At 72.4% G+C, this 12479-nt stretch carries 11 protein-coding genes; 5 read left to right on the top strand and 6 right to left on the bottom strand.

Annotated features, from left to right (window positions below; all coding sequences use genetic code 11):
* Position 1: 1 nt before the first annotated feature.
* The gene (locus OG933_RS21280) at positions 2 to 658 is read left to right on the top strand and encodes a response regulator transcription factor (RefSeq protein WP_362530566.1); all 657 of its coding nucleotides are present in this window, start codon (positions 2 to 4) and stop codon (positions 656 to 658) included.
* On the opposite strand, the gene OG933_RS21275 is transcribed toward OG933_RS21280, so the two are convergent.
* Positions 613 to 1314 (bottom strand): response regulator transcription factor, encoded by a 702-nt coding sequence (locus OG933_RS21275; protein WP_020133156.1) that lies wholly within the window; start codon positions 1312 to 1314, stop codon positions 613 to 615. The two genes, OG933_RS21280 and OG933_RS21275, sit on opposite strands and share 46 nt — an antisense overlap.
* 57 nt (positions 1315 to 1371) lie before the next feature.
* Positions 1372 to 2661: a sensor histidine kinase gene (locus OG933_RS21270; RefSeq protein ID WP_405628454.1), complete on the bottom strand. Its 1290-nt coding sequence runs from the start codon at positions 2659 to 2661 to the stop codon at positions 1372 to 1374.
* A 187-nt stretch (positions 2662 to 2848) separates the two neighbouring features.
* On the opposite strand from OG933_RS21270, the gene OG933_RS21265 reads away from it, so the two are divergent.
* The 4 genes from OG933_RS21265 (at position 2849) to OG933_RS21250 (ending at position 7222) form a co-directional block, all read left to right on the top strand.
* The gene (locus OG933_RS21265) at positions 2849 to 3061 is read left to right on the top strand and encodes a hypothetical protein (protein WP_362530573.1); all 213 of its coding nucleotides are present in this window, start codon (positions 2849 to 2851) and stop codon (positions 3059 to 3061) included.
* Positions 3058 to 3801, top strand: coding sequence for an ABC transporter ATP-binding protein (locus tag OG933_RS21260; RefSeq protein ID WP_054241946.1), 744 nt, complete (start codon positions 3058 to 3060; stop codon positions 3799 to 3801). The genes OG933_RS21265 and OG933_RS21260 overlap by 4 nt, the downstream gene beginning before the upstream one ends.
* Positions 3802 to 3804: 3 nt before the next feature.
* Positions 3805 to 6339, top strand: coding sequence for an ABC transporter permease (locus OG933_RS21255; RefSeq protein ID WP_405628452.1), 2535 nt, complete (start codon positions 3805 to 3807; stop codon positions 6337 to 6339).
* 364 nt (positions 6340 to 6703) lie between these two features.
* Positions 6704 to 7222, top strand: coding sequence for a lamin tail domain-containing protein (locus OG933_RS21250; RefSeq protein WP_405628451.1), 519 nt, complete (start codon positions 6704 to 6706; stop codon positions 7220 to 7222).
* A gap of 131 nt (positions 7223 to 7353) precedes the next feature.
* On the opposite strand, the gene OG933_RS21245 is transcribed toward OG933_RS21250, so the two are convergent.
* The 4 genes from OG933_RS21245 to OG933_RS21230 form a co-directional block, all read right to left on the bottom strand.
* The gene (locus tag OG933_RS21245; RefSeq protein WP_405628450.1) at positions 7354 to 9042 is read right to left on the bottom strand and encodes a CotH kinase family protein; all 1689 of its coding nucleotides are present in this window, start codon (positions 9040 to 9042) and stop codon (positions 7354 to 7356) included.
* On the bottom strand, positions 9042 to 9659 hold the full coding sequence (locus OG933_RS21240; RefSeq protein WP_372481728.1) for a DUF4956 domain-containing protein: 618 nt from the start codon (positions 9657 to 9659) through the stop codon (positions 9042 to 9044). The genes OG933_RS21245 and OG933_RS21240 overlap by 1 nt, the downstream gene beginning before the upstream one ends.
* Before the next feature lie 56 nt (positions 9660 to 9715).
* Positions 9716 to 10558: a polyphosphate polymerase domain-containing protein gene (locus OG933_RS21235; RefSeq protein WP_405633459.1), complete on the bottom strand. Its 843-nt coding sequence runs from the start codon at positions 10556 to 10558 to the stop codon at positions 9716 to 9718.
* Between the two features lie 274 nt (positions 10559 to 10832).
* Complete coding sequence (locus tag OG933_RS21230; protein WP_362530645.1) at positions 10833 to 12365, bottom strand: FAD-dependent oxidoreductase; 1533 nt, start codon at positions 12363 to 12365, stop codon at positions 10833 to 10835.
* Between the last annotated feature and the right edge of the window lie 114 nt (positions 12366 to 12479).

Here is a 12479-nt window from a genome sequence, read left to right as displayed (position 1 = left end):
GATGGTCGTCGACGACCAGGCAGTGGTCCGTGCCGGGTTCGCCGCCATCGTCGACGCCGAACCCGACCTGACCGTGGTCGGCGAGGCCGGGGACGGCGCGAGCGCCGTGGAACTCGCCGGCCGCGAGGCACCCGACGTGGTCCTGATGGACATCCGGATGCCCGGCATGGACGGCCTGACCGCCACCCGTCTCATCACCGCGCCGCAGTCGGGACCCCGTGTCCTGGTGCTCACCACCTTCGACCTCGACGCCTATGTGTACGAGGCGCTGCGCGCCGGCGCCTCGGGTTTCCTGCTCAAGGACGCCCAGCCGGAGGAGCTCCTGACCGCGCTGCGTGTCGTCGCGTCCGGCGACGGGATCCTCGCCCCGGCCGTCACCCGCCGCCTGATCGACACCTTCGCCCAGGGCGCGCCCCCGCCGCCCGTCGTCACCGGCACCCTCGGCGGGCTCACCCCGCGCGAACGGGAAGTGCTGCTGCACATCGCCTCGGGCCTGGCCAACGCGGAGATCGCGGCCGCCCTGGGCGTCACCACCGGAACGGTCAAGACCCACGTCAACGCCCTGCTCACCAAGCTGGGGCTACGGGACCGGGTGCAGGCGACCATCCTGGCCTACGAGAGCGGGCTGATCCGTCCCCGTGGCGCGCCGGCCGGCTGACCTCCCGCGCCGACCGCCTCCAGATACCGCAGGACGGCCGCGACCCGCCGGTCCACCTGGTCCGTCGGGGCCAGGTCGAGCTTGGCGAAGATGCTGCGGATGTGTTTGTGGACGGCGCCGTCCGTGACCACGAGCCGTTCGGCGACGGCCGAGTTGCCCAGCCCCTCGGCCATCAGCGCGAGCACGTCCCGCTCACGGGGGCTGAGCCGCTCCAGCCGGGTGTCCTGGCGCGAGCGGGTGAACAACTGGGCGACGACCTCGGGGTCGATGGCGGTGCCGCCCGCCGCGACCCGGCGCAGCGCGTCCAGGAACTCCTCCACCCGGCCGACCCGCTCCTTGAGCAGATAGCCGAGCCCCTGCACACCGCCGCCGAGCAGTTCGGTGGCGAAGCTCTGCTCGACGTACGCGGACAGTACGAGCACGGCCAGGCCGGGCCGCCTGCGCCGGGCCTCGACCGCCGCGACGATCCCCTCGTCGGTATGGGTCGGCGGCATCCGGACGTCGAGGATGGCGACGTCCGGCTCGTGCACGTCGATGGCGTCCAGCGCCTCGTCGGCGGTGCCGGCGGTGGCCACCACGTCGAGGGACTCGGCGCGCAGCAGCAGGGCGAGCCCCTCGCGCAGCAACGGGTCGTCCTCGGCGATCACGATCCGCATCTCACGCTCCACAACTCACGCTCCACAACTCACGATTCACAGCGCACGCTCCACAGCTCACGATCCACAGGGCAGGTCCACTTCCAGGACGGTCGGGCCGCCGGGCGGGCTGGCCAGCGAGAGGCTGCCGTCGTGCGCCGCGACCCGGCGGCGGATGCCGGTGAGTCCGGTCCCGCCGTCCGCTTCGGCGCCGCCCCGGCCGTCGTCCTCGACGCGGAGCAGGAGACGGCCGCCCCGCCCGCGGGCCGTGACGACGGCGTGCCCGGCGCCGCTGTGCTTGGCGATGTTGGTCAGGGCCTCGGCGACGACGAAGTAGGCGGTCGCCTCGACGGACGCGGCACAGCGTTCGGGCACGTCCACGTCGATCCGGCAGGGCACCGCGCAGTCCGCGGCGAGACCGGAGAGGGCGCCCGCGAGCCCCCGGTCGGCCAGCACCGGCGGCAGGATGCCGCGCGCGACCGTGCGCAGTTCGGCCAGCGCCTGTTCGGCGGCGGACTGGGCGCGCTCCAGGAGTTCGTCGGCGCCGGCCGGGTCACGGGCCACCATCCGGCGGGCCGCCCCGACCAGCACGGTGACGGAGACCAGCCGGTTCTGGGCGCCGTCGTGCAGGGAGCGCTCGATGCGGCGCAGCTCGGTGGCGTGGGCGTCGAGGGCGGCGGCCCGGGTGGCGGTCAACTCCGCGACGCGCAGGGAGAGATCGGCATCGGGACCGGCCGACAGGAGCCGTCGCCCGGGACCCGACTGGAGCCGGGCCATGCCAGGGCCCAGTCCCAGGATGATGGCGATCCAGCTCACGCCCAGCAGCGTCACGGCGAGGGCGTCCGGCCAGGTCCGCGCGTCGCCCATGCCCACGGAGGTGGCGGTCGCGCCCTCGGGCATGAACGTCCAGTACAGCGGGAAGGCGGTGTCCCGCACGGCGAGGACCGGCAGCAGGACGCCGAGCAGCCCGAGCAACGCCCCCACGGTGGAATGCCGGACCAGCCAGCCCAGTTCGCGCCGGGTCGTGGGGTCGACGAGGGCGGCCCGCAGCCGCGTGGGCGGGGGCTCCGGGGCGGCGACCTCGGGACCCCGGCGGGCCAGTCGGTCGCGTTCCCGGCCGGCCAGAGCGTGCAGGGCGCGCAGGAGCACGGGCGCCATGAGCAGCCCGACTCCCACGACGCTCGTCACGGCGGTGACAGCCAGCCACAGCAGGACGAACAGGGCGAGCAGGGCCGTGCCGAGACCGGAGGCGAGCTCGGCGATCGCCCGACCGGCGGCGCTCAGGGTCCGCAGGGCGATGTCCTTGAGGCCTTCGCGTCGGACCGTCACCGCACCTCCCGCCGCCGTCTCGCTCGTGCTTCCCGTCATGCGAACGACCCTATGCCGTAAGCGAGTTCTCCGTGGCCGCAGGACGCGGGAGTACAGCCTGCTGTACCCCGAACCGGGCGGACTGCGGGATCGGCCCGAGCGGTGCCGGTCCATAGCGTCGGTGACGACAGCGGGAACCGCACACGGCCACCGCTGGACCACCCCACGAGACCCGGGAGCAGCCCCCATGCCGAACACGACGACCCCCGGTCCCGCCGACCGGCTCAGCTCCGGGGACATCGCCCGCACCCTGCTCTGGATGGTGGTGGTGGCCGGCGCGCTCGCCAACATGGCGGCCTCCTTCGGCGGCGCCGACACCTGGGTGCACCTGGCGTGCGGCGCGGTCACCGTGCTGTGCGCGGGCACCCTCGTCGTACGGAACCTGCGGGGCCGTCGATGAACGCCACCCGCACCGCCGTCGGCGCCCCCGCCATCGCCCTGACCGGCGTCAGCAAGGCCTACCCGGGCGGCGTACGGGCCCTCGACGACGTGTCGTTGACCGTGGAACGCGGCACCTTCCTCGCCGTGATGGGGCCGTCGGGTTCCGGCAAGAGCACGCTGATGCACTGTGCCGCCGGGCTGGACTCCCCGACCTCGGGCAGCGTCCGTATCGACGGTCACGAGATCGCCGGGCTGAACGAGACCCGGCGCACCGAACTGCGCCGGGAACGCGTCGGCTTCGTGTTCCAGGCGTACAACCTGATCCCCTCGCTCAGCATCGAGGACAACATCACGCTGCCGCTGCGGCTGGCGGGACGCAGCCCGGACCACGACTGGCTGCGGACGCTGGTGGAACGGGTCGGACTGGCCGACCGGCTGACCCACCGCCCCGCCGAACTCTCCGGCGGCCAGCAGCAACGCGCGGCCGTGGTGCGGGCGTTGGTGACCAGGCCGGCCGTCGTGTTCGCCGACGAGCCGACCGGCGCGCTCGATCTGCGCAGCGCCCACGAGGTCCTCGACCTGCTGCGTGACCTGGTCGCCGACCTGGGCCAGACGGTGGTGATGGTCACCCACGATCCCGCCGCCGCGGCCCGCGCGCACCACGTCCTGGTGATGGCCGACGGCCGGGTGGTCGAGGCCGTCGAGGCGCCGACCGCCCCCGAACTGGCAAGCCGTCTCGTCGCGTTGGGAGAGGTCTGAGTCATGTTCCGTCTCGCGATACGGATGGTCGGACACCGGATCACCGCGCTGATCGCCGTGGCCTGCGCGGTCCTCGGCGGTGCGGCACTGATCACCGCCACCGGTGTACTGGCCGAGTCCGGCCTCCGCTCCCAGCTGCCCGCCGGCCGGCTCGCCGGCGCCGACGTCGTGGTCGCGGCCGACCAGGAGTTCCGTCCGCCCGGTGAGCTGCCGCTCGCGCTCCCGGAGCGGCGCAGGGTCCCGTCCCGCCTGGTCGGCGAGCTGGCCGGGCTGCCCGGTGTCACCGCGGCGGTCGGCGACCTCAGCTTCCCCGCGGCTCTCCTCGACGCCCGCGGACAGGTCGTACCGGCCCAGGACCCCCAGGTGGCGGGGCACGGCTGGTCCTCGACGAAACTGGCGAGGCCGACGGCCGGCGCACACCTCGACGGCGGCGCGCCGACCGGTTCCGGCGAGGTCGCCGTGGACAGCGTCACCGCCGCCGCGGCGGGGATCGAGCCGGGCGACAGCGTGCGGATCGTCGTCGACGGCCGGCCCGCCGCCGGCTACCGGGTCTCGGCGGTCGTCGACGCACCGGCTGCCGGCATCTTCTTCGCCGACCCGACGGCCGCACGCCTGGCCGGTCACGCGGACCGCGTCGACCTGGTGGGCCTGCGCACCGAGCCCGGCGCCGAGCAGCGCGTCGCCGCCGAGGTCCGGACGAGGCTGAAGGGCACCGGTCTGCTGACCGTCACCGGAGCCGACCGGGGCGACACGACCGCACCCGGCGCCGGCGCCTCCCGCTCACTGCTGGTCCTCCTCGCCGGTTCGCTCTCCGGGATCGTCCTGCTGATCACCGGGTTCGTGATGGCGAGCGCGCTGGCCGTGTCGATCGCCGGACAGCGCCGCGACCTGGCGCTGATGCGGGCCGTCGGCGCGACCCCGAAGCAGATCCGCCGCCTGGCCGCCGCCCAGTCCACCGTGGTCGCGGCCGTGGCCCTGGTGCCCGGCGTGGGACTCGGCTACGTGCTGGCCGGGCAGTTCCGGCGACTGCTCGCGGACCGGGCGGTCGTACCGTCCGAACTCCCGCTGACCTACAGCCCGTTGCCCGCCCTCGCGGCGATCCTCCTGCTGGTCCTGGCCGTCCAGGTGTCGGCCCGCTGCTCGGCCTGGCGCACCTCGCGGATGCCGGCCACCGAAGCGGTCGCGGAATCGCGCAGCGAGCCGCGCGAGCCGTCGCGGACCCGGACGCGCGTCGGCGTGCTGGTCATCGTCGCCGCGATGGTCATGTCGGCGCTGCCGCTCTTCTCCCGCACGGTCATCGGCGCGACGGCCACGTCCATCGCGGGCATCATCGGGGCGATCGGCCTGGCGTTGGCCGGCCCGGCGCTGGTCCGGGGCGTCGGCGGCGCCGCGGCGCGTGCGACGGGGGCGGGCGCCTCCGCCCCCACCTGGCTGGCGATGGCCAACCTGCGCGCGTACGCCCTGCGCAACGCGGGGATCGTCAGCACCCTGGCCATGGCGGTCGTGTTCGTCCTGACGTACACCCTCACCCAGACCACCGTGCTGGCCGCCACCGCCGACGACACCCGCGGCGCCACCCTCGCCCAGCAGCGCCTGACCGCTCCCGGCCTGGGCGGACTGCCCACCGGCACGCTCACCGCCGTACGGAACACGGCCGGCGTGCGGGCCGCGGCCCCGGTCGGCACGACCACCGTGGTGTGGCAGTACCGGCAGTTCGGCGACACGGTGAGCGAGTCGGCTCCCGCGACGATCCTCACCCCGGACGCCTCCGACGTCCTCGACCTCGACGTGACCGACGGCAGCCTGGGCCGCCTGCGCGGCGCCACCGTCGCCGTCAGCGGCGACGCCGCCCGCACCCGCTCCGCGACGGTGGGCCGCCGGGTGAGCCTGGTGCTGGGCGACGGCGCGCGGGTCCACGCCGAGGTGGTCGCCGTGTACGGCCGTGGCCTCGGCTTCGGCTCGGTGGTGCTCTCCCACGACCTGGCCGCCGGACACACCACGACGACGCTCGACCAGTCCCTCCTGATCCGTACGGACGGCACGGCGACGGCCCGGCAGAGCCTCACGGCCCTCGCGGCGTCCCGCCCAGGCCTGGCACTCCAGCCCGCGAACCTGCCGTCCGCCGACGGCCTGGAGGACGCCCCGCCCGAGGTGTGGATCAACCTGGCCACCATCGTGGTCCTGCTCGTCTACCTGCTGCTCAGCATCGCCAACAAGCTCGTCGCGGCCACCGCCCAGCGCCGGGTCGAACTGGGCGCCCTCCGGCTGAACGGCACCACACCCCGGCAGATCCGGTCGATGATGCGCCGCGAGGCCGCGGTGACCGCCGCCACCGCGCTCGTCACCGCACTGCTGCTCTCCGCGCTCCCCCTCGCCCTGCTGGGCCAGGGATTCCTCGGCCGCCCCTGGCCCGCGGGCCCCGTCTGGCTCCTGCCCGGCCTCGCGCTCACGGTCACCGTCACGGCCTTCCTCACCATCGAACTCCCCACCCGCCAGGCACTGCGCACCGCGCCGGCCGACGCCGTCCGCGCCCACTGAGCGACGGCACCCGGCGGCGGGAGGGTGACGGCGGACAGACGGCCGTTACTCACTTTCGGGTGACGGCCCGTCTCCCGGTGGGGTGGCGCGCCATGGCGTCCGGGCCGCACAGGCCAACTCCCGCAAGGGGTCATCAGCTGTCGGAACGTCAACTTCAGTACTTAGTCACCTAAATGGACGTTGCAGCCGAGAGTCACAGAGATATGGACAACAGGTAACACACGCCACGTTTCCTACCCATCTCCCGCACTCCGTGGACAGAGTGTGTCTGCGGCCAGCCGACCGCACCCGCACATCGCACCCACCCCCACGGCGTCCACGAAGGCCGCAGTGGGAGGGTGCCCGCACATCCCAGGGGAACTCTTTGTCCACTTCCGCTTCTGTCACCGCTCGTCGTCTGACCGCCGCCGCCCTCACGGCCGGCGCCCTGGTCGGCGCGATGGCACTGCCGGCGTCCGCGTCCGACCACGCTCGTCCCCACCGCCCGGAGGTGCGGATCAGCGCCGTCCAGTACGACGCCCCGGGACGTGACGACCGCTCCCGGAGCTCGCTGAACAGGGAGTGGGTGGAACTCACCAACACCACGCGTCACACGATCAACCTCGACGGCTGGACCCTCAAGAACGAGGACGGCCGCACCTACACGTTCCACCACTACCGCCTGGAGGGCCGCTCCACGGTCCGCGTCCACACCGGCGAGGGCCGCGACACCCGTCGGGACCTCTTCCAGGACCGTAACAAGGAGGTGTGGGACAACCGCTCCGACACCGCCACCCTGCGCAACGACCACGGCCGCTTCGTGGACGACGAGTCCTGGGGCCGCAACCGTCACCACGGCGGCGGCCACCACGGCGGCGGGCACCACGACGGCAACCGCCACTGACCGACCCACACCCCGGTGAGCCGATGACCACCTGACTCGGCACACCGGCGCGCAACAGACGGCGCGCCCCGGCCCTCCAGGGCCCGGGCGCGCCGCTCGCATGCGTGGCCGGCGGGGCCACAGGGCCGCCGTCAGCCGGTGATGACCTCGTTCTTCGCGAGACTCTCGGTCCGTGAGGTCACCGTGCCGCCGAGGGACTTCGCGGTGGCGGAGACTCCGGAGGTGTCGGCGCCCGCCCGCTTCGCCTGCGCGGCGAGGGAGTCGAGGGCGTCGAGCGCGTACCCCGAGGCGTAGAACTCCTGGTACAGCTTCTTGTAGGCCGCGTGATACGCGCCGTCGAAGGCGTCCGCCGCCAGGAACCGCTCCTTGAGGAGGTTGCCGCCCATGCCGCCGCCCGGACCGCCGGCCTCCGCCGTGTCCGCGTCCTGCCGGCCGTCCTGCTGAGCGTCCTGCTGACCGTTCCCCGGAGCCTGCGGCATCCCGGACGGCAGTGCGGACGGCGTCCCGGACGGTGTGTCCGCCGCTCCGTCCTGTGCGGCGGCACCCGGCATCCCGCCGCCGCCTCCGCCGCCGCCCATGCTCGTACTGTCGTCGGGCCCGGTGGTGGCGGTGCCGCTGAAGGTCAGGTTGAAGTCCCAGCCGAGGACGGAGAACTTCTTGGTGCCGAGGTCGTACCAGAGCACGTAGTTCTTGCCCGGTCCGGCCATGTCGTCGAAGTTCAGGAGCAGGTTCTGTGTCGCCACGTACTCCGAGAAGGACTCCACGTCGACGTACCTGTCGAGGTTCTCGGCGAACTCCGCGTCCGACGCCTGGTTGACCCACTTGAGGAGCTTCATCACCGGCGAGAGGTCCTGGCTGCCCTTGAGGTTGAGCTGCTTGAAGGACTCCTCGTAGTCGGTGGGGTCGTCTCCCACGTAGTCGAAGCTGCTGCCCGCCCGGGCCTTGTACGCCACGCCCGTGCTGCCGAGCTCCGCGTCGACGTAGTCCTTGCTCGGGTTCTCGACCATGAGCCGGGTCGCGACCGGACGGCTGTTGACCTTCACCGCGGTGAAGGCGAACTTCTCGGCCGTCTGACCGGACTTCTTCATCAGCGACAGCGACAGGGCCTCGTTCAGCGGCAGGGCCTCGTCGACGCCGGGGCGCAGCGAGAGCTCGCGGTGACCCTCGTAGGCGCGGCCCTCGACGTACTCGTCGATGCTGATGAGCCAGGGCAGTTCCTCGGGTTTGGAGGCGGAGAGGCTGAACTGCGTCATCCCGCCACCGCCACCACCCCCACCTGCGGCCCTGCCGCCGCCCTGCGGAGCCTGCTGCTGACCGCCGTTCTGCTGCTGGTCACCGTTCTGCGCCCCGGTGGTCTGCCGCTGACCGCCGTTCTGCCCGCCGCCGTCCTGGCCCGCGGGGCCGCCCTGGCCGCCGCCTCCCGTGCCGCTGCCGCGCAGGCTCTGGAGCGTGGAGTTGCCCTTGAGGCGGATACCGACGTCGTTCAGGTACACACCGTCGACGGTGAGGTCGGCCTTGATGTACTCCTTCTCGCCCTCGTCCTGGTACTTCTCCATCATGTCCGTGAAGTCGGTCTCGCTGTACTCGAGTTGGATCGAGTGCGTCCGCGAGTCGTCGAACAGGTCGACCGCCCCCGTGACGTTGTCCGTGATCTCGTCCCCGTCCGCCGTGGAGGCGCTGGTGACGAAGGGGGTGACGCGTACGTCCCCGAAGAAGATCAGCAGAACCGAGAGCCCCACGGCGAGGGAGCCGGCCGGCTTCCAGTGGTGGCGAAGCCGCAGCGGGATGCGGTGCGCCAGCCGCTTGCGGGGGGCGGTCATCAGAGGTCCGTCTGGTCGTAACCGGTCAGCACGGTCACGCGCTGCCCCATGGCGCGCTCCTGGAGCGCCGCGACCAGCTCACCCGGCTCATGGCCCTTCTTGATGCGGACCGTGTAGAACACCTCGGTCAGGGTGCCGCCGCGGATCGACTCCGTGCTCACCAGCTCGAACTCGTCGGTGTGGCGCAGCAGGACGTCCTGGATCGCGTGGGTGTGGTCCTCGCCCGCCGGGACCTGGACCTTGACGACCTGACGCTGGACGTTGAGGGCGAACCAGTCGAACTTGCTCATCGCCAGGATGATCAGGGCGATCACGGTGCCGCCGACCGCGGCCAGCGTGTAGAAACGGGCGCCGCACGCCATGCCGACGGCCATCGCCAGGAAGATGAAGCCGACGTCCCTGGTCTCCTTGACCGCGTTGCGGAAGCGGACCACCGACAGCGCTCCGACCAGGGAGAAGGCGCGGGCCAGGTTGGAGCCGACGACCAGCATGATCAGGGCGACGATCATGCCGACGATGACCAGCGTCTGCACATAGGACTGGCTGTAGGAGACGTTCTTGTGCGTGGCCCGGTAGACGTAGCCGATCATCGCGGAGAGCACGAAGGACAGGGTCATGGCGAGCACGATGTCGGTGACGCTGAACGTACCGCTCAGGTCCTGAACGTTGAGATTCACGAGTGGGATGCCTCCGTGGGGCGTCGCGTCGTGGGGGACGCGGGCGTGGGAACGAGGGGGACGAGGGCGGGCGCCTGCGGGAGGTCTTCCTCCCGGACGTGGAAGACGGACCTGGGGGCCAGTCCGAACGCCTCGATGCTCTGGACGTACTTGGAGACCCGGACGAGGCTCAGGTTGCGCCTGGCCGCCAGGTCGGTGATCCAGTACGGGGTGCGCTCGTTGACCTTCACCTCCATCACCGACAGGTGCGGCGGGACGGTGAACCGGTTCTCGGCGTTCGGCGTGCCGAAGTGGAAGTCCCGGTCGCGGCCGCGGATGCGGCGGTCGAAGGTGACGCGCAGTCCCGTGTCCTGGTCGCGGCCGACCAGCGCCTCACGCTGGTAGCCGGTGATGGCGGTGGGCTGGAGGTTGAGCCTGACCACCAGCTCGAGGACCTCGTCGACGAAGGCGTTCTCCTTCGCCGAGTGCTCGATCATCTCCCGCTCGTCGCACAGCCTGCGGGCGGTGGCGTAGGGCAGGGTGATACGGCGCTTCTGGGTGACCCGGTTGACCCGCTGCTTGATCTCCACGCAGACGGGGGAGTCGTCGGTGACCCCGTCCAGGTCTCCGTAGTGGCGGATGCGCAGTTTGCGGCGGAACTTCAGGCCCTCGATCTTCTCCCAGTAGAACCGGAGTTGAGGAGTGTCGTAGTAGAGGCTCCACACGCCGTAGCCGCCGACGGGGCTGTGCAGGTCGCGGTCCATCCGCTCGCCCAGCTCGTCCCGGATCTGCGCCGCCTGCTCCACCGGAACCAGGTACTTGAGCTCGTACCGGTTGAAGGCGTGGAGTCTGCTGGCCACCCGCAGCGCCTCGTCGTCCGCGAACTGCGGCGGCGATCCCCCGGCCCGCACGGGGGCCTCGTCGCCGCCCGGCCCGCCGTCGCCGGAGCGACGGCGCTTCAACCAGCCAGTCATGACGTCCCTTCAGATCATCGGCCATCAGTCACATCCCTGTAAGAAACAGGTAAGAGATGAAAGGCCGATGAGGGGCGTCTCTGAACAGCGTTAGTACCGGGGGTGAACTCGAAGTGAACGCGGGGACGGCGAACGCGGGGACTGGGTCCCGCGGGTGCCCCTACTCCGGAAGGTCGCGCTTCTCCAGCGGGCGTACCGCCGGGCCCTGCAGGATCTGTCCGTCCGGGGCGAAGCGGGAGCCGTGGCAGGGGCACTCCCAGGCCTGCTCGCCGTGGTTGAAGGACACGATGCAGCCCAGGTGGGTGCAGCGCGCCGAGACCGCCTGGAGTACGCCGCTCTCGTCCCGGTGGACGGCGTACTGCCGTCCGCCCAGGCGCAGCACGGCGCCGTGGCCCCGGGGGATGTCGTCCGGTGCGGGGGCCGTCACGGCCGGCAGCCGGTCGCCGATGAAGTGCCGGGCCACCTGGGCCTGGTGTTTCAGGAACGTGGTCCCCTCGCGGACCACGGACGCCAGGCGGCGCGGGTCGTAGAGGCCGCTCCAGGCGGACTCGCGGCCGTTGATCAGGTCGCCGAGCAGACGGCCCGCCATGATGCCGCCGCTCATGCCCCAGCCGCCGAAGCCGGTGGCCACATAGGTGTGCCGGCTGCCGGGGTGGAGCGGTCCGACCAGCGGTACGGAGTCGGTGGAGTCGTTGTCCTGGGTGGCCCAGCGGTGGGTGAAGGTGAGACCGGCGAAGCGGTCGTCGGCCCAGGCGGACAGCCGGGCGAACCTCTCCTCGGCGTCGGCGGTGCCGGGGGTGAAGTGCTCCCCGGTGACGATCAGCAGGCGCTTGCCGTCGCGGTACGGGGCGGTGCGCACGGAGCGGGTGGCCCGTTCCGGCGTGATGTACATGTCGCGCGGGGCGCGGTCCTCGTCGATGGTCGCGGCGACGACGAGCTCACGGCGTGGGCTGAGCCGGGTGAACAGCAGGGCCCGGTCGAAGACGGGGTGGTGCGTGGCGACCACGACCTCGCGGGCGCGGATCGACACACCGGCGTCGGTGCGCAGCACGCAGGGTTCGCCCTCGGTGAGGCCGACGACCCGTGTTCCCTCGTACACCGTGCCGCCCCGCCGGAGCAGGTCGTCGGTGAGGGCCAGCAGGTACTTGCGGGGATGGAACTGGGCCTGTCCGCTCACCCGGACCGCGCCGGCGACCGCGAAGGGCAGCTCGGTCTCGGTCACGAACTCGGCGGGCAGCCCCGCCTCGCGTGCGGCTTCGGCCTCCGCCCGCAGCTCGGCGACGTGCCGGGGATCCTCGGCGTAGGTGAAGGCCGCCGCCTCCTCCCACGCGCAGTCGACGCCGAGTTCCGCGACGATCTCGGCGGCGTGCCCGATCGCCTCGGTCTGCGAGCGCGCGTACAGGGCGGCGCCCTCGGGGCCGCGGGTGCGCCGCAGATGGTCGTAGATCAGGGTGTGCTGGGCGGTCAGCTTGGCCGTCGTGTGGCCGGTGACCCCGGCGGCGATCCGGTCGGCCTCCAGCACCGCCACCTCGCGTCCCTGCCGGACCAGCTCCCAGGCCGTGCTGAGCCCGGCGATGCCGGCGCCGATCACGGCGACGTCGACGGTGAGGTCACCGGAGGGCGGGGGAGCCGGGGCGCCGGGCGGCGCGGTCTCCAGCCAGTAGGAGCCCTGGGTTCCTGTCTCGGCGTTCATGGCGGCCGAGTGCCCGCAGGACGCGGTGATACGCGACATTGCGCCCTCATGTGTGCGTATTCCTTCCTGTCGGGCACGCATCCGGCCCGGTGACCCGGCCATCCGGCCCGGTGA

Origin of the sequence: Streptomyces sp. NBC_00016 (genome assembly GCF_045040885.1) — a bacterium.
Classification (GTDB): Bacteria; Actinomycetota; Actinomycetes; order Streptomycetales; family Streptomycetaceae; genus Streptomyces; species Streptomyces coriariae.
The sequence above is the reverse complement of the archived record's forward strand: the minus strand, read 5'-3'. Positions and strand labels throughout refer to the sequence as shown.